At 61.2% G+C, this 19,790-nt stretch carries 16 protein-coding genes; 10 read left to right on the top strand and 6 right to left on the bottom strand.

Annotated elements, in window-relative coordinates:
- Positions 1-5 precede the first annotated feature (5 nt).
- Positions 6-1,460, top strand: coding sequence for a glycoside hydrolase family 43 protein (locus BLT62_RS10995; protein ID WP_083364099.1), 1,455 nt, complete (start codon positions 6-8; stop codon positions 1,458-1,460).
- Here BLT62_RS10995 and BLT62_RS10990 read toward each other — a convergent pair.
- Positions 1,445-2,062: a TetR/AcrR family transcriptional regulator gene (locus BLT62_RS10990; protein ID WP_083364098.1), complete on the bottom strand. Its 618-nt coding sequence runs from the start codon at positions 2,060-2,062 to the stop codon at positions 1,445-1,447. The genes BLT62_RS10995 and BLT62_RS10990 overlap by 16 nt on opposite strands.
- A 107-nt stretch (positions 2,063-2,169) precedes the next feature.
- On the opposite strand from BLT62_RS10990, the gene BLT62_RS10985 reads away from it, so the two are divergent.
- The 7 genes from BLT62_RS10985 to BLT62_RS10955 all read left to right on the top strand — a co-directional run bounded on the left by BLT62_RS10985 (position 2,170) and on the right by BLT62_RS10955 (position 10,301).
- A complete protein-coding gene (locus BLT62_RS10985) occupies positions 2,170-3,393 on the top strand; it encodes a glycoside hydrolase family 1 protein (RefSeq protein WP_083364097.1) in 1,224 nt (407 codons plus the stop codon).
- 29 nt (positions 3,394-3,422) lie between these two features.
- Positions 3,423-4,718, top strand: coding sequence for an MFS transporter (locus tag BLT62_RS10980; protein ID WP_231919109.1), 1,296 nt, complete (start codon positions 3,423-3,425; stop codon positions 4,716-4,718).
- 28 nt (positions 4,719-4,746) lie between these two features.
- A complete protein-coding gene (locus BLT62_RS10975) occupies positions 4,747-5,574 on the top strand; it encodes an SDR family NAD(P)-dependent oxidoreductase (RefSeq protein ID WP_083364095.1) in 828 nt (275 codons plus the stop codon).
- A 78-nt stretch (positions 5,575-5,652) separates the two neighbouring features.
- Positions 5,653-7,446, top strand: a complete 1,794-nt coding sequence (gene uidA / locus BLT62_RS10970) for a beta-glucuronidase (protein ID WP_083364094.1) — start codon at positions 5,653-5,655, stop codon at positions 7,444-7,446.
- Positions 7,447-7,472: 26 nt separating this feature from the next.
- Positions 7,473-8,711, top strand: a complete 1,239-nt coding sequence (gene manD / locus BLT62_RS10965) for a D-mannonate dehydratase ManD (RefSeq protein WP_083364093.1) — start codon at positions 7,473-7,475, stop codon at positions 8,709-8,711.
- Entirely contained in the window at positions 8,701-9,261 is a 561-nt protein-coding gene (locus tag BLT62_RS10960) for a gluconokinase (protein ID WP_083364092.1), read from the top strand. Before manD ends, BLT62_RS10960 begins: the two co-directional genes overlap by 11 nt.
- A complete protein-coding gene (locus BLT62_RS10955) occupies positions 9,258-10,301 on the top strand; it encodes a LacI family DNA-binding transcriptional regulator (RefSeq protein ID WP_083364091.1) in 1,044 nt (347 codons plus the stop codon). The genes BLT62_RS10960 and BLT62_RS10955 overlap by 4 nt, the downstream gene beginning before the upstream one ends.
- A gap of 54 nt (positions 10,302-10,355) precedes the next feature.
- Here the strand turns inward: BLT62_RS10955 and BLT62_RS10950 are convergent, their stop codons facing one another.
- Positions 10,356-11,084 (bottom strand): MFS transporter, encoded by a 729-nt coding sequence (locus BLT62_RS10950; RefSeq protein WP_156786321.1) that lies wholly within the window; start codon positions 11,082-11,084, stop codon positions 10,356-10,358.
- 393 nt (positions 11,085-11,477) lie between these two features.
- On the opposite strand from BLT62_RS10950, the gene BLT62_RS10945 reads away from it, so the two are divergent.
- Positions 11,478-12,476, top strand: a complete 999-nt coding sequence (locus tag BLT62_RS10945; protein ID WP_083364089.1) for a Gfo/Idh/MocA family protein — start codon at positions 11,478-11,480, stop codon at positions 12,474-12,476.
- A gap of 1,157 nt (positions 12,477-13,633) precedes the next feature.
- Here BLT62_RS10945 and BLT62_RS17695 read toward each other — a convergent pair.
- On the bottom strand, positions 13,634-14,428 hold the full coding sequence (locus tag BLT62_RS17695) for a hypothetical protein (RefSeq protein WP_156786320.1): 795 nt from the start codon (positions 14,426-14,428) through the stop codon (positions 13,634-13,636).
- A 43-nt stretch (positions 14,429-14,471) separates the two neighbouring features.
- Positions 14,472-15,362: a hypothetical protein gene (locus BLT62_RS10935; RefSeq protein ID WP_156786319.1), complete on the bottom strand. Its 891-nt coding sequence runs from the start codon at positions 15,360-15,362 to the stop codon at positions 14,472-14,474.
- Between the two features lie 163 nt (positions 15,363-15,525).
- Between BLT62_RS10935 and BLT62_RS18420 the strand changes: the two genes are divergently transcribed.
- Entirely contained in the window at positions 15,526-15,711 is a 186-nt protein-coding gene (locus BLT62_RS18420; protein ID WP_083364086.1) for a Wadjet anti-phage system protein JetD domain-containing protein, read from the top strand.
- Between the two features lie 252 nt (positions 15,712-15,963).
- On the opposite strand, the gene BLT62_RS10925 is transcribed toward BLT62_RS18420, so the two are convergent.
- Together BLT62_RS10925 and BLT62_RS10920 are read right to left on the bottom strand one after the other, a co-directional pair.
- A complete protein-coding gene (locus BLT62_RS10925) occupies positions 15,964-17,724 on the bottom strand; it encodes a UvrD-helicase domain-containing protein (RefSeq protein ID WP_083364085.1) in 1,761 nt (586 codons plus the stop codon).
- A complete protein-coding gene (locus tag BLT62_RS10920) occupies positions 17,721-19,694 on the bottom strand; it encodes an ATP-dependent nuclease (protein ID WP_083364084.1) in 1,974 nt (657 codons plus the stop codon). The genes BLT62_RS10925 and BLT62_RS10920 overlap by 4 nt, the downstream gene beginning before the upstream one ends.
- Between the last annotated feature and the right edge of the window lie 96 nt (positions 19,695-19,790).

Genomic DNA, 19,790 nt, shown 5'->3' with positions numbered 1-19,790 from the left:
GCACTATGAGCAACTACCCGATCATTTCCGGCTATCACCCGGATCCCTCCATCTGTCGAGTCGGAGACGACTTCTTCCTCGTCAACTCGACGTTCGAGTACTTTCCAGGAGTCCCGGTTTTCACCAGCAGGGACCTCTTGAATTGGGAGCAGATCGGAAACGTCCTCGATCGCACGTCACAACTGAGCGTTCGCGCGGGCATTGCAGGTGCGAGCGGAGGGATCTACGCCCCAACCATTCGCCATCACGACGGACTCTTCTGGATGACGACAACGAATATCCATGAGGTCGTTCAGGGCCACCTCATCGTGCATGCCGAACGCCCATCCGGGCCGTGGAGCGAGCCTGTCTACGTGGCGAATGCGATCGGCATCGACCCTGATCTTGCGTGGGGTGACGACGGCGTCTGTCGGCTCTCCTGGTCTGACGTTGTTCGTGGAGGGATCTCACAGATTGAGATTGATCCCATCAGTGGCGAGGTCCTCTCTGCGCCCAAGGAAATCTGGCGCGGAACGGGTGGGGCTCACGCGGAAGGGCCGCATCTGTTTGAACGAAACGGCTGGTGGTATCTCCTGGCCGCGGAAGGCGGGACCGGAGCAGGTCACATGGTGACTGTTGCACGGTCGAGGACCATCGACGGTGACTTTGAGTCCAGCGCCGAGAATCCCTTGCTCACCCACCGCAGCACGTCGCTTCCGGTGCAGGCGACGGGGCATGCCGACATCGTTGAGCTCGCCGACGGCAGTTGGGCGATGGTCCATCTGGGCACCCGCTCGCGCGGCACCTTTCCCCGGTGGCATACCAACGGGCGCGAAACGTTCCTCGTCGGGATCGACTGGGTCGATGACTGGCCAGTCGTTGATGAGGAACGTTTCGAGGTTTCGGCACATCCGCGTGTGTTCACCGAGAAATTCGTCACCACCGAGCTTCACCCACGGTGGATTGCTCCTGGCACGGCACCGGCCGTGTTCGCATTCCCGGGCGATGGTGGCCTGCTGTTGCGCGCCGGCCGCACGCCCCAGGCGCGCGACGCGGAGCACTTGCTGGCAGTGCGGGCGACCGAGCTCTCCTGGGATGTTGATGTCGAGGCAGATGGAGATCTCGCACTCGTGGTGCGCATCGACGATGCGCACCAGGCCATCGTTGAGCGGATCGGTGACACCATTTCCGCTCGCGTCGTCATTGGGCCGCTGGACCAGATCATAGGCTCGCGGGGAAGCGCCCCCATGAGCGCAACACTCGCGGTGCGCGCGGTGCCGTTCGGCGGCCAGCGCGGCGAGCGACAGGGGCCGGACCGCATCCTTCTTGGCTACGAAGACGGGGGTTTCGTCGAGATCGCCGCCGTCGACGGCCGGTATCTGTCCACTGAGGTTGCGGGTGGATTCACCGGTCGTGTCATCGGGGTGGAAGCGCTCGGCGCCGACGCGCGGGTGACGCGTTTCTCCTACTCGGGAAGCTGATCGCCGAGGCCCTTCACGACCGAGGCAAGGAAGGCATTGACGATTGCGTCAACGTCGATCTCGTCACGTGCGTACAGCCACTGGGTGTTCAGGCCGTCGGTGGCTGCAAGTGTCATGGCCGCGAGATGCGCGGGCGAGAGCGATGAGCGCAGCCGGTCTTCGTTCCGCAGCGCGGTGAAGAGACGGGTGAGGAAGCTGCGCACATCGTGATAGCGAGCGGCGAAGTAGTCGTGCGCTGGGTGCCCCGGTGTCGTCGCTTCGCCGCCCAGGGTCGCGCTCAGCTCGACCAAACCGGCGTAGCGGTCGCGCTCGACAAGCGTCGCTACCATTCCCCGCAGAATTGCGACAGGGTCGATCTCGGGGGAGAGGGTGCTGTGTTCGCGAAGGAACTGCTCTCCGCGTTCGTCTTGTAGCTGGAGCACCGCAGTCAGGAGTGCCTCCTTGCGCGGGAAGTGGTGCAACAACCCGGTATGGCTGATGCCCGCCCGCCTGGCGATTTCGGCCATCGATACGCCACGAAAGCCGGACTCCTGAAAAGTTTCTGAGCAGCTTTCAATGATCGTGCGGCGTACCGCGGCCGACTTTGCGTACTGGCGTGCCATATGGGCGGCCCTTCCTCTAAGAATTAGTGAGAGCTTACTATTTTCATGCTACAGTGTGGCAATCGGTTGACACACCAAGCACATTTCACGAAGACAAGGATGTACTCATGACAAGTTTCCCCGCAGATTTCCTCTGGGGCGCGGCCACCGCCGGCCACCAGATCGAGGGAAACAACGTGAACAGCGATTGGTGGGCGCGTGAGCAGCAGATGCCGGGCATGGAGCTTTCTGGCGACGCCTGCGACAGCTACCACCGTTACCGTGAAGACATTGCGCTGCTTGCGGATGCCGGGCTGACCTCATACCGGTTCAGCCTTGAGTGGTCCCGCATCGAGCCGTTGCAGGGTCATTTCTCCAAGGCTGAACTCGCGCATTATCGCCGCATGATCGAGTTTTGCTTCGAACGAGGAATCACCCCGGTCGTCACGCTTCAGCACTTCACGACGCCGCAGTGGTTTGCCACCGACGGTGGATGGATGGCGCCGGATGCTTCCGAGAAGTTCCAGCGTTTCGTCGCAGAGGCTACGACCATTCTCGACGGCGTCGAGTGGGTCGTCACCATGAACGAGCCGAACATGCAGGCCGCAATCATGACGGCAATGCGCCGCATGCAGTTGGAGGCTGGCGGGCAATGGCAGAGTCCGACCGTTGAGAGCGAAGGCGGCGAGGAGAAGAAGCAGTCGCACAGTGATTTCCTGACCTACGCCGATCCCGAGATTGGCAAGATGTTCGTTCAGATCCACCACGCGGCCCGCGCGATCATTCGCGAGCGCACCAGCGCAAAAGTTGGCTGGACCATCGCGGCGGGCGCTCTCACGGCCGCCCCCGGCGGCGAAGAGAAACTCGCGGAGATCCGCTACGGCAAGGAAGACGTCTACTGGGAGGGCAGCCGTGGAGACGACTTCGTCGGGGTCCAGGCATACTCCAGCCAAGAAGTTGACGCCAACGGCCTCGTACCGCACCCGCCCCGCCCGGACAACACCCTGGTAGGCACGGCGTACCGGCCAGATTCACTGGCGATGGCCGTTCGCCATGCGTGGGATGTCACCGAGGGCGTGCCGATCCTCATCACCGAGAACGGTATTGCAACCGCAGACGACACGCAGCGCATCAGGTACACCGCCGAGGCGCTGCAGGGTCTCGCCGGTACGATTGCCGATGGCATCGATGTGCGCGGATACCTACACTGGACCCTTCTCGACAATTACGAGTGGGGTCACTGGGGGCCGACATTCGGCCTGGTCGTTGTCGACAGGGAGACTTTCGTGCGCACCCCCAAGCCCAGCCTCGCATGGCTGGGTGACGTCGCACGCCGCAACGGGCTCGCGTAGGCGAAGTCGACCTCGAAAAGACGATGACGGTGTCGGTCACGGCGGCGCCGGTGGACGGTCTGTCCCCGGCGCTCGACCCGAACGAGGAACAAGCCCTGCCCTCGATTCCCTGGTGGGGAATCGCACTTCTGATCGCGGCCACGTTCGGCGCGGGCATGGCCATGATTGTTCCGATGGCGTATTCGTTGGCGGTGCGGCTCGACGAACTGGCGCCCGGCCGCACGGAGGTGCTTGGCTACATTCTCGGCACCGGCTCGGCCGCAACGCTCCTGCTCGCCCCTCTGACAGGGATCCTCAGTGATCGGACCCGATCCCGATGGGGGCGTCGACGGCCATTCACGGTCATCGGGCTACTCATCGGCATCGCGTCCGTGCCGGTCATGGCGCTGGCGCCGAATGTGTTCGTGCTTGCGCTCGGGTGGATGCTCTCCACAGTTGGATGGGGCACGTCGGCCGGGTCGATCGGCAACTGGCAAGCCGATCGGCTGCCGCCGCATCAGCGCGGGAAAATTTCCGGTTTCACCGGTCTCATGATGCAGTTGTCTCCTGTCGTGGGAATCCTGCTCGTTGCGCAGGTGCGGGACCAGACCCTGCTGGTTTTTGCCGTTCCCGCTGCCATTGCAACGGTCTTCGTGGCGCTTTTTGTGACATTCGCCGGCGACCCTGACAGCAGAGGTCAGCGCGAGCATGACCGCCTGACGGTCGCGGGTCTTCTCAAGAGCTACGTCTTCCGCCCTCGAGACGTGCCAGATTTCGCTTGGAACTGGCTGGGCCGCTTTGTCTTCTTCCTGGGGCTCACGCTGACGACGAGTTTCACGGTCTACTTCTATGCTCAGCGGCTCGAGCTCGCTGTTCCCGATGTGGCCGGCGTGATGGTGCTGACGTCGTCGCTCAGCATCGGCACGGCGGTGCTGGGATCCATCGGCGGGGGCTGGCTGAGTGACAAGACCGCTCGGCGAAAGCCTCTGACCCTGGCGGGCGCGGCGCTTTTCGCCGTGGGTTGTGTCATTGCGGCATTCGCACACGACATCGTCACGCTCGTCTTGGGCACCCTCGTCTCCTCGCTCGGCATCGCGTTGTTCTCCGCGGTCGGCCAGGCGCTCGTGCTCGACGTGCTGCCCGAGCGTGACACGCAAGCCGGGCGTTACATGGCGATCACGATGTTCGCCCAAAAGATTCCCGGTGTGCTCGCGCCCATCGCGGCTCCTGCGCTCCTCGTGATTGGCGCCGGCGCGCAGAACTTCACCGCGCTCTACCTGACCGCCGCGGGTCTTGCCCTCGCGGGCGGGCTCATTATCGCGCTCAAGGTGCGCGGAATCCGCTGATCTTCATCCCAAGAATTGGAGCATTGAAATGACCTACCCCTTCGCCGATGTATCGGCACACTCTCTTCCCGCGCTACTCTCCCTCGAAGGTCGTCGTGCCATCATCACGGGTGGCGCCCAGGGCCTTGGATTTGCTATTGCTGTGCGCCTCGCTGAGGCCGGCGCGCAAGTAGCAATTGCGGACCTCGACGTTGGTCTCGCAGCCTCCTCGGCCGAAACCATCACTGCGCGCTTTGGCATCTCGGCGCTGGGCGTTCGGATGGACGTCACTGACTCAGCTTCCGTGGCGAAGGCAACCGATGAGGTCGTGGCGACCTTCGGCGGAGTCGATATCTGGGTCAACAACGCGGGGATCTTCCCCAGCCAGCCACTTCTCGAGATGAGCGACGAGACGTGGGAGGCGGTGTTCGCCGTCAATACGCGCGGTGTGCGTAACGGTGCTCGCGAAGCCACACGTCGCATGAGCTGCGGCGGAGTGATCGTCAACGTCGTCTCCACGGCAGGATTCCACGGTATCGCGCCCGGCCTCTCGGCCTACGTGAGCTCCAAGCACGCGGTGCGTGGCCTGACAAAGCAGCTCGCGCTGGAGCTCGCACCGCGCGGTATCCGAGTGGTCGGTGTCGCCCCCAGCTACGTTCCGACGGAGGGCAACATGGCCGCCGCAGCGGCGGCAATGGCAGCCATGACCGAGGCGGGGGTCGATATGCAGAATATGCCGACAGCCATGTCCCACAGCCTCATCGGCCGCACCGGCACCCCCGACGACATCGCGCGGGTCGTGCTGTTCTGCGCGAGCGACCTCTCCCTGATCATGACGGGAAGTACGCTGCTCGCCGATGCCGGAGAAACAATATAGCCGGCAATCGGTTGCCAAACGCGGTCCGCTCTGATCAGCTAGAACAACACAACGTAAAGAAGCGCAGGAAGGCCCTCAATGTTGAAGCCCAAGCACACACCCACCCGCGAACTCCTGAACCTCGACGGAGTCTGGCGATTCGGAATCGACTCGCGTCTGAGCGAGCAGCCGTGGACGGCACTGCTGGAAACGCCCCTTGAAGCGGCCGTGCCTGCCAGTTACAACGATTTGTTCACCGACTCTGAGATCCGCGACCACGTGGGCTGGGTCTACTACCAGCGCGAGGTGCGGGTGCCCAGAGGCTGGGCTGGTGAGCGTATCGTCTTGCGTTTCGATGCTGCCACCCATGCGGCACGCGTGTATGTGGGGGATGAGCTTGTTGGTGCCCACATCGGCGGCTACACCCCGTTTGATGTCGACATCACGGATCGCGTCAAGGCCGGCGGAGCTTTCCGGCTGACGGTGGGCGTGAGCGGGGATCTGTCCAACGAAACGATCCCGCCGGGCAGGATCGAGGTCGGCATGGACGGCCGGCGCAAGCAGGTCTACTTCCACGACTTCTACAACTACGCCGGTCTGGCCCGGTCGGTCTGGCTCTATTGCATGCCCCAGACACGCATCGCGGACGTCACAGTCGTGACCGATTTTGAAGGCTCAGTAGGCACGGTGGACTATCGCGTCGAGCTGGACGGCGACGCGGAGGTACGCGTTCGGCTGGCCGATGCCGGCGGCGTTGTCGTCGCCGAGGCGCAAGGTGTTGCCGGCTCGCTTGTGGTCGCCGATGTCACGCTGTGGAAGCCCGGTGCGGCCTATCTGTACGAGCTCACCGTCGAGGCGGTCGACGGCGAAAACGTCATCGACAGCTATCCCGTTCCCGTTGGTGTGCGCACCGTCAAGGTGCGCGGGCATGAGTTCCTGATCAATGGTGAACCGTTCTATTTCACGGGCTTTGGCAAGCACGAAGATTCTCCCGTGCGCGGCAAGGGCCACGATGACGCGTTCATGGTGCACGACTTCCAGCTCATGGATTGGACGGGCGCGAACTCGTTCCGTACCTCGCACTATCCCTACGCCGAAGAAGTTCTCGATTTCGCCGACCGACAGGGCATTGTCGTGATCGATGAGACCGCAGCGGTGGGTTTGAACATGGGCGTCGTGGGAGGAATGAGCGGCGTACCGCCGTTTCCGACGTTCTCGGAACAGTACGCCGGTGCCGCAACGCAGGATGCTCACGCCCAACACATTCGTGAGCTCATCACGCGCGACAAGAACCACCCATCGGTCGTGATGTGGTGCATTGCGAACGAGCCAGCATCGAATGAAGACGGTGCGCGCGAGTACTTCGAGCCGTTGGTGAAGCTTGCGCGCGAGCTGGACCCGACGCGGCCGCTCACGTACGCACTGGTGATGTTCGCCACGTTCCAGAATGATCAGATCATCGACCTCTTCGACGTCGTCAGCATGAACCGGTACTACGGCTGGTACATCGCGATCGGGGACCTCAAGACGGCGGAGATGTATCTACAGGGCGACATTGAGGGGTGGGTAGAACGCACCGGCAAGCCGATCATGATGACCGAATACGGCGCAGACACGCAGCCGGGAATTCACTCGGTCTGGGATGCCGGTTGGACCGAGGAATACCAGGTCAACTATCTCGCGATGAACCACCGCGTCTTTGACCGTTTTCCGCAGTTCGTCGGCGAACAGGTCTGGAACTTCGCCGATTTCGCGACCTCCAACGGCATCCACCGCGTTGACGGGAACAAGAAGGGCGTCTTCACTCGCGACCGCAAGCCCAAGTCCGCGGCCTTCTCGCTCCGCGACCGTTGGCGCGGCCTGAACGGTCGTAAGCCCGGCGCCACTGAATAACCGACCACTACTCCCGAAGGCATCCAATGATCATCGACAAAGCAGAAGTCATCGTCACGAGCCCCGACCGAAACTTCGTGACCCTCAAGCTCACGACGGCTGACGGGCTCACCGGGCTGGGCGACGCAACTCTGAACGGCCGCGAGCTCGCGGTCGTCGCCTACCTCCAGGAACACGTCGTTCCACTCCTCCTCGGCAGCGATGCCTCCAAGATTGAGGACACGTGGCAGTTCCTCTACCGTTCTGCGTACTGGCGGCGCGGACCAGTGACGATGGCCGCGATTGCCGCTGTCGACATGGCGCTCTGGGATATCAAGGGTAAGGCCGCCGGCATGCCTGTTTACCAGCTGCTCGGCGGCGCCTCCCGCACCGGGCTCCTCGCTTATGGGCACGCCTCGGGCAAGGAGCTTCCCGAGCTGTTCGATTCGGTTCGTTCCCACCTCGAACAGGGATACAAGGCCATCCGGATTCAAACCGGCGTGCCCGGGCTCAACGCGATCTATGGCATCGCATCACAGGGCGGAGACCACGGCGACTCCGAGCTGCGCTACGACCACGAGCCAGCCCGTCGAGGGGCGAAGCCCGTAGAAGAGGATTGGGACACGCGGGCGTACCTGAATCACCTGCCCGGAGTGTTCGAAGCGGTGCGCAATGAGTTCGGTCCAGATATTCCGCTCCTGCATGACGGCCACCACCGGATGACGCCGATTCAAGCAGCGAAGCTGGGCAAGAGCCTCGAACCATATGATCTGTTTTGGCTGGAAGACTGCACCCCGGCCGAGAATCAGGAGGCACTGCGGCTGGTGCGGCAGCACACGACAACCCCGCTCGCCATTGGGGAGATCTTCAACACGGTGTGGGATTTCAAGGACATCATCCGCGACCAGCTCATCGACTATGTACGCGGCGCTGTCACGCACATGGGCGGCATCAGCCCGTTGAAGAAGACGCTGGACTACGCCGCGATGTACCAGATCAAGTCTGGCATGCACGGCCCAACGGACATCTCGCCGGTCGGGATGGCCGCGGCAATGCACCTGGGGCTCGCCATTCACAACTTCGGCATTCAGGAGTACATGAAGCACGGCGCCAAGACCGACCAGGTCTTCGAGCAGTCCTTCACTTGGCGTGACGGCTTATTGCACCCGGGCGACAAGCCTGGTCTCGGGATTGAGCTCAACGTGGATGAGGCGGGGAAATACCCCTACGAGCGTGCATACCTTCCGTACAACCGGCTCGCCGATGGAACCGTCCATGACTGGTGACGTCGCAACGGCGAGTCGCGGAAGCGGCCCGCTCCTCGTCGTGATGGGAGTTTCCGCAGCAGGCAAATCCACCGTTGCGAGAACCCTTGCGGCCCAGCTGGGCATCTCCTACGTGGACGCGGACGATCTGCATCCGACCGCAAACGTTGAGAAGATGGCCAGGGGCGTGCCCCTGAGCGACGAGGATCGCTGGCCGTGGCTTGACCGAGTGGGTCAGGAGCTCAAGGATGCCCCGGCAGAAGGCGTGGTGATGGCCTGCTCGGCACTGCGTCGTTCGTATCGGGACAGGCTGAGGGGTGCTGCTCCGAACGTCGGGTTCATCCATCTCACGGGAACGAGGGAGCTTCTGCGTGAGCGTGCCGCTGGGCGGGCGGACCACTTCATGCCTACAACACTGCTCGACTCGCAGCTGGACACGCTGGAGCGTCTCGAAGGCGACGAAACAGGCATCCGAATCGACATTGACGCTACGGTGGAGAACATTGCACTCGCCGCTCGAGAATGGGTGGCAAGTCGTGACTGCGATCGGGACAAGACAGGAGCCGCGTGACTGAGGAACTTCCTCCAGATTTGGCCGCGCGGCTCAAACGCCGCGGTGGGTCGGCGACGATTTACGACATTGCGGAACTCGCCGGTGTCAACCCGTCGACCGTGTCACGCGCGCTGAGCAAGCCCGGACGAATCAGCGTGAAGACCGAAGCGCGGATCAGGGCGGCTGCAGAGCGGCTGGACTTCCGGTTTAACCCCATGGCGCGGGCGCTTCCCACAGGTCGGAGCCAAACGCTGGGGCTTGTCGTTGCTGACATCACGAACCCGGTGATTTTTGGAATCGTCCGTGGTGCCGAACACACCGCTACTGCTGCTGGATACACCCTCGTGATCGCGGAGTCCCAGGAGTCTGGCGAGGCCGAGGCCGAGGTCATTTCCCGGCTTGTTCCGAGCGTCGACGGAGTGATTCTCGCAACGACTCGACTCGCCGACGAGAAAATCTCGGATCTCGCTGAACGCAAGCCGGTCGTGCTCATCAATCGTGCCGTAGATGGGGTGCCGGGGGTACTTCCAAACGTTGAGATGGGCGTCGAAGAAATGATGACTCATCTCGACGGGCTCGGGCACAAGTCACTTCTCTTCTTGTCCGGTCCTGAATCCTCATGGGTGAGCCGGCAACGCTGGGAGCTCATGCTTGATGGCGCGGAGAATCGCGGGCTGGCGCTCGTAGAGGTTGGCCCCAACCAGCCAACAATTGAGGGCGGCCAAATCGCGCTCCGACGCGTTGTTGCGTCGCGCGCCACGGCGGTCATCGCTTTCAATGACCTCATGGCGATTGGGCTCATCCAGGCGGCCTCTGCAGTCGGGATCCGGGTGCCGGAAGACCTCAGCATCATGGGATTCGACGACATCTTCGGCAGCGAGCTCATTGTTCCGGCGCTCACAACTGTTCGAGCACAACTTGAGCTTGCGGGAGAGCGTGCGGTGCAGAAGTTGCTCGCGCAGTTGGGCCACAACGCCGATCAGGTAGACGACGAACTGCTTGCCACGAACCTCATCATTCGCGGAAGCACGGGGGCGGCACCGGAGACGGCGGTCTAACATAGCGCTCCGCGCCGCGCCGCCGATCTGGCGCAGCGCGGAGCGCTGTGGTTATCAGCTGTCGTCGCGTACCGAACGCGCAACGCTCAGAAGATCACGGGACGGATTCGGGTCAACGCCAGCGGGGTCGCCCACCATCACATGTGGCGTCGCCTCGAGCTCGATTTCGCTGCCCTGTGCTGATCCTTGCGCGGCAGGCCCACGTGCGTCTAGGTCAGCGTGCACCTGCGGCAGGATGAGGCGATCGAATCGCCCGGAGCTCACCATGATCACGAAGATCAGCACGAGGTCGAGAATCAGAACAGCGATGAGGTAGCTCACCGGAAGAAACGCGAGCCCGGTGAAGAGCTCGCCGACGATCAGGATCGAGACGTTCGCACCTGCGAATCCGTTGATGACAGAACCGATAAGCCCGCAGACCGCGCCGGTCATGATGGTCTGTGAGATGGCTACTCGTTTCATCAAAACGGGGAGAAGGAGGATGCTGGGAAGAACGAGGATTCCGGCGCCGAACACGATGGACTGCAGCCCTAGGTCGCCCACGATGTACCGGAAGTAGTACGCGCCGGCGCCGGTGCCGTTGATGGCTGCAGCCACGAGCTGAAGCGCCGCGAGGGCAAAGATCCACCGATTGCCTGTGAGTGCTGTGAGGATGTCGCGCACCTGCACGGGTGGGCACTCAACCGGGTGTCGAACACTGCTTGAATACTGATGAACGTGGCGAAGACCCACGCAATCCGTCTTGCTTCGGAGAGCGATGACGGCGTCGAGAAAAGTAGCCACGTGGCCAACCCAATACCCAAGTCGGCGAATTCATATGTCGGGCCTTGCCAAAGCGGGTCTCGGGGTCGCGATTGGCCAGAGGCGCCGCGCCCAGTCCAAAGAAGCCATTGCACAGATTGAAGCTAGCCGCGGCCAAGAGCCCCGCGCCAGCCCATGCCGCCAGCCGCTAGAGGGGGAGGCGCTCTGTGGGAACAGGCGCAGTCAGGGTGGGGGTCACCATTCGCAAAACTCCTTCGTCGGGCACTCGACCAGAGGTCGTTGGTATCAAGCAAAACGTGGGGACCACCCATTGACAACCGGTTGCCAAAGGTTCATGATGAGAACTTCGACTAATCACGAAGGAGTCCTAGTGTTCGAGCGCACGGTGGCGGCAATGCGGGTAGTTGGCACTCGATGACGATCCGTTGGGGAATCATCGGCACCGGCGATATTTCGAGTCGTCTCGTTCCCGATCTGCTGACCGTTGACGGATGCTCGGTCACCGCCGTGTGGGGGAGGGCGCAGGAGCGTGCCGACAGTTTCGCAGCAGAGCACGACATTCCTTTTGCAACGGATCAGCGTGCGCGACTGCTTGAACGAGGCGATGTGGATATGGTCTACATTGCGACACCGGCCCACACGCATCGCCAGATAGCGCTCGAAGCACTGGAGGCCGGCAAGCATGTGCTGGTCGAAAAGCCGATGGCGATGTCGGCGCCCGATGTTGAGGCGATCTTTGCCAAGGCCCGAGAGGTCGGCAAATTTGCCATGGAGGCCATGTGGATGCGCTTCAATCGTCTCCACGTCGAGGTGATAGAGCGGATTCGTGCCGGTCTGCTCGGGGACGTCCGCAGCGTAAGGGCAAGCTTCGGCACACCATTCCGAGCGAGTCCCACTCGGCTGCGGCCTGCGGACGGCGGAAGTATCCTGCTCGACAGGGGCATCTACGCGGTGACATTGGCGCACTGGGCCATGGGGCGTCCTGATTCGGTCAACGCGAGCGGGGTTGTTGATGGCGCTGTCGACATCGCTGGACACGCGACACTGGACTACAGCGACGGGCGTTTTGCGCACGCGGCCTGGTCAGGGGTCGAGTTTCTTGATCTCTCTGCCGCAATCAGCGGCGATCACGGCTGGGTGACCCTGGATCCAATGTTCTGGGCCGGTAGTACTGCCCGCATCCACGCGGGTTCGGCGGAGAGAATATTCGGTTCGCCGGAGATCCTGAATCACCCTCGACAGGGGAATGGCTACGTCCCGATGCTTGGAGCGGTTCGCGATGCTCTCCGAGATGGACTGTGGGAGCACCCGTCGCACGATCGAGACTCGACGGTTGAGGTCGCGCAAACCCTCGACGCGATACGTGAGTTGGTCGACAATAACTCGCTCGAAACGACGAGAGATTCGATCTGAGCCTGAGCCTGAGCCTGAGCCTGAACCTGAGTTTGCGCTTTGGCGCCCGTGCAGCCGTCGCGATGATCGACACAATCCGCCAGCTCGGTTGGATTGCGCGGTGCTAGTTCCGGCCCGGCACTTGAATCGTCGTCGTCGATGCAATCGAACGGTTTAGCCCGTTGGCCTTCGATATTTGATGCGCGCACGTTTATTCAACGTTTAATCACTCCAGGCGGCCCGAGGTGAGTCGAGGTGGCGCGATATGATGAGGAAACATCACGCAAGGAATCCCTAGTCAGATCGAGATTACTCGAGGTGTCCCGAGGTGAATCCACTCGCGGGGGAGGGCTGTGTGAAGCCCGCCGGTCACGGGTTCAAGTCCCGTCCGCCCTACAGTTAAATCCCTGATCAAGCGCTATTTATATTCATGCGTTTGTATGTGAATCGGGCATTCATTTGATAGTCAGTCACGGGTTCAAGTCTCATTTTGCCGACCAGAATATTGGCTTGACCTGGGGTTTACTGAGATGCTTGTTGACGGCTTCTGCGCGCCGTTCAACGTTTATTGCCCATGTTTTCTGCAGCCTGGGCGCGGCGAGGCCGGGCAAGATCCGCGCCGTTCCGGGGATCCGGGGCCGTTGGCGGCAGGTGAATCGACGGATTTCCGCGCACGTCTATTCAACACTTATTGGTTGCAACCTGGCCTTGGGTTCAAATCACCTCGGGAGGCGGTCATCGCGGCTCGGCCTGTCTCGACCGATTGTGGCGGATCGACTGTCAGCAGCAGCAGCAGCAGCAGCAGCGGGCGTTGCGCTCCGTTCACGCTGTGCGGCACCCCACCCAAGAACGTCAGTCGTGTTGTGACAGCAGCCAACTCATATGGGGCTGGACGATCCACCGCTTCGAAGCGGTATCCCAAAGCGTCGAATTGAATCGCCGGGGCTGTCGCGAAGGAACGACCCTTCCTCGCCGGCGCGCTGAAGACAGCGACCGACGTCCCGGAGCTCACCCTCGACTGAGTGCACTGTGCGGCAACAAGCGCCTCCACCGCGCCCTCGGGATCGTTCCGCCGAGGAGCACGAGTAGAGCCACTGTGCTCGAGCAGTCGCCCTCTCAACCGATGACGCCGGTGGTAAAGCAGCGGCATGATTAACTGGACGGGTCAGGCAATCTAGTTATGGAGTTGGGTCGGCCTGCAGCTGGTGTTTCTTCACAATGTCAGCGCCCAGCGCGCTGGCGAAACCGATCAGCTTGGCATCTCCGCCCGCGATGCGGTTCAGGACAAACTTCCCTGGTAGTGACTCAATCACCTTGTTTTCGAGGGTGAGGGGGCTGCGCACCTGTGCTGCGAAGATCCGGGTGGTGTCGAGTGCTCGAAAGCTATCTACGGACAGGATGGATTCGTTGACTCCACCCCAGAGCAAGCGGTCGAACTGCTTGCTCGTCGACCAGTGCTGTCTGACGCGCGCCTTGATTCCTCCCTCGCTTTCTGTGATACCCACATAGGCCTGTCTGTGGCCGTCGAGCACCATCACGTAGAGGCCACGCTTCCCGTCCCACTCGTTGAGATCGGCAACCTCGACCATGCCCTTCTGTGCAGCCACCGCTTCAGCAATTGCTCGATCGAACTCCGCGTGCTCGAGGGACGCGAAGTACGCCATGTTGAGGTCGAAGTTTTCAAGTGCTCGCGCCTGATGAGCTGCGCACCAATCGTCGGTGTGGATTCGATGTTCGTCATCTTCGAAATATTCATCAAGCGCATCCCAAAGAGCGGGGTTCAGCTCTCGCGGAAAGTGGGTTGAGGACCGCTTGTTGATGTCAGCGTAGGTGGTTCGGTCGATGTTCAGGCCGTGCCGACTTCCGCTCCGAACATTGATGCCGAAGTGCAGCGCAGTTCGAGCGGGAGCGTTGCCGGAAAGCCGCTTGTGGCTCTTGCGGGGCGGCCGTTCGTAGTCCTCAATCAGCTTCATGGCGCAAGCCTAGTGATCCCCACTAGTCTGCCGGTGAACCGTGTCACTTCTGCAGGTTGTGGAAAATCCATTCGTTTTCCTGCGTCCAGTGGTACATCTCACCTGTGCCGCCCTCTAGCCAAAGGTCGGTAAGCGGCTTGGGCGTCGCAAATGTTCCCCAGGTGAAGTAGGAGGGGCTTGCGGGAAGAAGGCCTCCAAGTACTCCGGTGGAGGCCATGCCGATGTACAGGTGAGACCGCGTGGCGTTGAAGCGCGGGGCCTCACTCTCTAGTTTGTCGAGCTTGGACTTTATCGTGATGTCCGTCGCGAGGTAGTTGGTGAGCGCATCGAGATACGGGTCGTCGCGATTGAGCGCCCCTGCATTCCTACTTGTCACCTTCACCGTGGGCTGGGCCACTGGGTCGATAGGCCAGGCGACGACGTGCGAGTGAAGTGTCCTTGGGCCTGAGATGGGCTCACCTGTAGCGGGCATTTCATTTAACGCATTCGCCACGGTGGGAGCAAGATCTTTCACGAGCCGTAACGTTTCCCAGCCTCGTTCGAGTTCTAGCGACCAGGAACGTTCACCGTTGTATGAAACCGTCACCGCTTCCTCAAACTTGGCGATAGCGGCGGAAGAGTCTTGGTAGCGGCGGTCGAGGGAGGTGGTGACCTCCATAGCCTGCTGCTCGCCCGTGGTTGCATCCGTGAGCAGAATGTCTACCGCGCCATTGCGGCCCTGCCCTTGCCCTCCCTGATCGTCTTGGTTCGACGGCGTGAGGCCGGTGAAGGCGTAAGTGAGCAGCGCCGCCGTCACTTCGGCGGCCTTCTTCGGGTCGAACGCGTTCTTGATTCGTTCCCACTCTTCCGGGTCAACTCTCGCGGCGGCGTTCGACCAGGCCTCGCCCTCCGGACACCAGCCCTCTTGAAGGTTGCGAGGTTCGCCTCTGTTCATGGCGCAAGCCTAGTGATCCTCACCAGTTGGCCCGTGGCGCGAGACCCGTCGGTCGAACGGCGTGGGTGATACACAAAGCTGGTTCGCCTGGCTTGGGAACGCATTGTGTTCAGAGGTCGTGTCGGCGTTGTAGGCGACGAACTCATCCACGCCGTATGAATCCATCCCGAAATGGTCCTCACCCTCGGCGGCGCGGGAGCCTCGTCCTGTCCCTCATCTCACCGCCGATGAGCGCGCGCTCTACCTCGATCTGGTGCACCCGTCCTGGGCACGGAAACGCCGGGTCGAGCAGGAGAGGATTCCGCTCCCCATGGCCCGCGCCACGGTCGTCGCGGCGAGTGGGGACTGATGGCCTACTTGTTCTGGCTGACTCGAGGGATCCGCTCGATGAGTGCGGTGAGCGTCTCACGCAGGGTCTGATTTGAAGTTCTTCCCTCGTACGGGTCTCTGCTCGTCGTGACACTCTGCCGAAAGATGCACCACGCCACGGGGGCGTCACCCGAGTGTGTCCGCAAGCTGCACCGCTAGCAGTGCCGCTGCCAATTCATACGCTCCGGCAGGGCGGAGTTCTGTGGCGTGCCGCGCGGTGGAAAAGTCCGGATCAGACGACCAAGTAGGGGATACCGTCGCGTTTCAGTATCCGTACTAGCTGCGCGTAGCGCTGCCCTTCCGGCCAGAACATCAGAACCCGCTGCGCGCGACTGGCGCCCACATAAAGGACCCGTCGCTGCTCCGAGTTGGTGTTGGTCTCCCAGTCGTCGAGTGCGTGTGGGTTGTCTCCGCGGGCCTTTGACGGGATAGACATTAAGATGGCGTCAAATTCGCCGCCCTTCACTTGATGAATGTTTGACCATTGCCAACCGAAGGACGTATCCGTGGAGAGACCATCAACTTGGTTTGTCCAATGGGCCCACAGGTCCGGTTTTGGTTTGGGAAAGACAACCTTCAGCTGCGATTTCGGATTGAGCCCGAATTCGGCGAAGCCTTCACTAATGACAGCAGACAACGAGGTCGCATAGTCGTCCGGGTTTTGCCACTGCTGGCTTGTCGTCACCAGCCTTTTGGATAGCAAACGAAGCGTCGCAGCTTCGATCCCGAGGATTGCTAGGGTCTCATCCATGGTTGAGGTCTGCGGGATGCCTGGTTGTTCGATCGCTGATAGGAATACGCGGCCGAGGGCGTTTAGTGCGGATAGGCGATGTGTGGCAGTTCCTCGCCCGCGCAGTTCGAGTATCGCGTGAAGGACCCGTCGGGCGGAGGAGTTTCCCGTGAGTGCTGATTGATGATGAAGTAGTTGTCGAGCATCGGTGCTTCCGTGGGCGAGTACTCGGGCGTCTTGCGGGCTGATTCCATGGGTCTGAAGGACTGTATTGGCCCTGGCCATGATCTCGTTGCGTTTTCCCTTGAACACGTAGACATGGGGTGAACCGGCTGGTGCCGTGGGAGACGCGACGACAGGGTCAGGGGAGATACTTCGCAAACTCGTCACGACGTCACAAATCGACTGGGTGGAGCGGTGGCATTCGTTGAGAGGAGCTATAGCGCTCTCCGGTACCGTGTCTCGGAATTTCCGGTAGATGTCGCCTGCTGCTACTTGGCGGAAGTTGTATATGGCCTGATCTGGATCAGCGACAGCGACGATGGCCAGGCCTTTCTCTTGCAGAAGTTCCAAGAGTTGGATTTCGGTCTCGTTGCAGTCTTGGAACTCGTCAACGATGAGCTCGGAGAAACGGCGGTGCAGACGTTCCAAGATTCGAGTTCCTTCAGCGGTGTGAAGAATACCCAGCGCGTAGCTGCGCGCGCTTTCGGCGCTCATAATTCCGGCAGAAGCCAAGTGGGCATTGCGAGTGGCGGCCTCGGCAGCAAGGTTGTTCCGAGTGAATGCGGGGAGACTGGTCCACATAGCGCGCTCAAGTCGAGACAAGCGCTTCTCGACAATCTGGAACCGCCCATCTGGCCTTGGTTCGAACGCGGTGAGGGGGAAGCCGGTTCCTCCCTTTGGGGGCCGTAGTCGAGACCAGTGATCCGGAAGATCGTCCCATGACGCGACGTATCGAAGTTGCTTGCCTTCCGTACGCAGGAAAGATGGCGTAGTGACAAATCGGTGGAAGAACGCGTCGAAAGTGCCGACGAAGTTTGGGTGTTGGAGGAGGTGGGGCTGGCTCGCGCAGCGCTTGCGTACTTCATTGACAGCGCTGTTGGTGAAGGACACCAGTGAGGCAAACTGGCCGGGCTGGGAAGCGACTTGCCGGTATCGCTCGACCACGGCCCTGGTCTTCCCCGATCCCGGGCCCGCCTCGATCAGCCGAATTGCCGGAGCTAAGGCGTTCAGCTGCTGCGAGCTGAGATACTCGTCGGTCACTTCTCAGCCACAAACCGGATTGCGTCCACGATGTAGGGCGGGACCGTAAGCGGAACGGTTCCCGCTTCACTTGCTAGAAGTGCGCCCTCCGCCACGACTTGAGCAAAGTCACCTTTGCCGATATTGAGAGACAACTTGTCTTCAGCTTTCCTGGTTGTCCTGATCGCGTCCCCAAAAAGATCCGCACGTTCTGCAGGAGACATGTCCTTCGCCGCCTCTGCCAAAGCATCCCAGCTGGTCGCGGACAACTTGTGAAGCTCCAGAAACGCGGTGCGGAGGATGGTCTCGTTGTCCTTCTGGGCGAAGAGGTCGGCTTCCAGCGTTCTGGTGCCGACAAACGCTTCCAACCGCTTGAGGTGAACTGACTTAGAGAAGGCGTTCCGATAAGTGGCCCGGCGTAGCTGTCCAGCCTCGCCATCGGCATCGGTGATGACTGCAAGACGATCCAGCCGATGCGTGTTACCTCCCAAGAGGAGCTTCAGGTAGGGCAGGAAATCGACACCGTCGACTGCGACAATCGACGCCGATTTGAACTGTCGCAGCGACGTGCGGTTGTGCTCATTGCGCTCCTCGCGCGCTTCTCGTTCTGCCGGCGTCTCCGATTCAACTGGAGGTGTCTGTGAGTAGATGATGCCCGCGAAGACGGGCATAAGGACACTCTCGGCAATGCCTTCGACCAGAATGACGTGGCGCGCAAAGAGCAGTGCCGCACGCGTGGTGTGCAGATAGCGGTCAATCTTTCGAATTTCAGGCTTGGTGAGTCCAAGTCGTCCAATCGATGTCACCCGTGTCGTCCACAGGCCAGTTGCACGAATGGATTCCTCGCCGGACGTTGCTTGCTCTTCTGTATGGTCCTCCGGGTGCTGCTCATCGCCTTGAACTTCCTGCTGGTCCTGCAATGGTGAAGTCGTTGCATCAGTGGCGTGACGGGTCACCACGCCGACGTTGCTGATGCTGACCGCACTGGCCAAGACAGGCGAGTGCGTCGTGACTATCACTTGAATCTTTCCTGCGGGCCGCAGTTTCGCGTCGGACGTGCCACTTTCACGGGCCCGGTTCATAAGGTAATCCAGCAGGACGGTCTGCAGTTGCGGGTGCAGATGTGCCTCGGGCTCTTCGACCAGCAGCAACGTCAAGTCATACTCCGATGCTCGCGAGAGTTGGAGGACGATCATCGAGATGTACAGCAAGTTCGCATAGCCGAGTCCGATTTGTCCGACCTCACCCAGCTGGAGGCCGTCTTCGGCCAGCTGCACACGAAGCAGTCGGGACAACCGACGTAATTCTTGCTCCCGGGATGCTATTCCCACGGTGTGTGCACGGGACGGCGGAGTTGCATCGCCCATCTGGGCTTGAATATTCGCCGATGCCATCTTCGGCAATGCTTGGTCCGCGATAGTCGACAACGCATTGTTCGCAAAGTCCACGAACTTTTCCTCGCCGTCTTGATCCTTGTCGAGGAGCACCTTGAGCACTTCGAAGAGCTGAACGCCGTCGCCGCCGTCGAGATCTTTGACCGCATCGCGTAGTGGCGGTAAGTACACGTGGGCTATGCGCCGTCGGGCCGAAGGCTCCGGATCGTCAACGCTGGCACTTCCGATGGAGATTGATTGGATGTTCCGTCGTGGAACGTCTGTTGCTGTTGCCCACGCGGTCCCAAAAACAAGCTTGTCGTCACCGTCCACTAGGTGTGCCATATAGATCGCCTGCTCAACCTCGGAAAGCCCAGAAAAGGTCAGCTTCGCGGATACTGCTGTGCCTTCGGGTGCTGCTCGATGAACGTCGCGTTCTCGGTCGAACCACAGTGTGGATCGCCCGGATGCGGGATAAGTGGCCAGTCGAATTCCGTCTACCAAGGCGCTTTTGCCAGATGCGTTCTCCCCAACGAGAACGGTCAGGTTGGGGTCGAGATGCAAGGACGTATCCGCGCAGGCCCGATAGTTAGAAAGGTCGAGTTGCGATAGCCACATAGTTCCCCCGATTGCAATTGAATTCTCCCCAGCGAAGCCGAGGGCAGCTCAATGGTGCCACGACCATTTCGTCGGGGCTGTGTTAGACGCACGCTA

Source organism: Microterricola viridarii (assembly GCF_900104895.1).
In the GTDB taxonomy this organism is placed as follows: Bacteria; Actinomycetota; Actinomycetes; order Actinomycetales; family Microbacteriaceae; genus Microterricola; species Microterricola viridarii.
Note: the sequence above shows the minus strand (reverse complement) of the source record. Positions and strands in the feature narration are given on the sequence as shown.

Bases quoted from the DNA above. Each gene is read 5' to 3' on its own strand.
- BLT62_RS10995 (WP_083364099.1), top strand. From the start codon at position 6: ATGAGCAACTACCCGATCATTTCCGGCTATCACCCGGATCCCTCCATC.
- BLT62_RS10990 (WP_083364098.1), bottom strand. From the start codon at position 2,062: ATGGCACGCCAGTACGCAAAGTCGGCCGCGGTACGCCGCACGATCATT.
- BLT62_RS10985 (WP_083364097.1), top strand. From the start codon at position 2,170: ATGACAAGTTTCCCCGCAGATTTCCTCTGGGGCGCGGCCACCGCCGGC.
- BLT62_RS10975 (WP_083364095.1), top strand. From the start codon at position 4,747: ATGACCTACCCCTTCGCCGATGTATCGGCACACTCTCTTCCCGCGCTA.
- uidA (WP_083364094.1), top strand. From the start codon at position 5,653: ATGTTGAAGCCCAAGCACACACCCACCCGCGAACTCCTGAACCTCGAC.
- manD (WP_083364093.1), top strand. From the start codon at position 7,473: ATGATCATCGACAAAGCAGAAGTCATCGTCACGAGCCCCGACCGAAAC.
- BLT62_RS10960 (WP_083364092.1), top strand. From the start codon at position 8,701: ATGACTGGTGACGTCGCAACGGCGAGTCGCGGAAGCGGCCCGCTCCTC.
- BLT62_RS10945 (WP_083364089.1), top strand. From the start codon at position 11,478: ATGACGATCCGTTGGGGAATCATCGGCACCGGCGATATTTCGAGTCGT.
- BLT62_RS17695 (WP_156786320.1), bottom strand. From the start codon at position 14,428: ATGAAGCTGATTGAGGACTACGAACGGCCGCCCCGCAAGAGCCACAAG.
- BLT62_RS10935 (WP_156786319.1), bottom strand. From the start codon at position 15,362: ATGAACAGAGGCGAACCTCGCAACCTTCAAGAGGGCTGGTGTCCGGAG.
- BLT62_RS10920 (WP_083364084.1), bottom strand. From the start codon at position 19,694: ATGTGGCTATCGCAACTCGACCTTTCTAACTATCGGGCCTGCGCGGAT.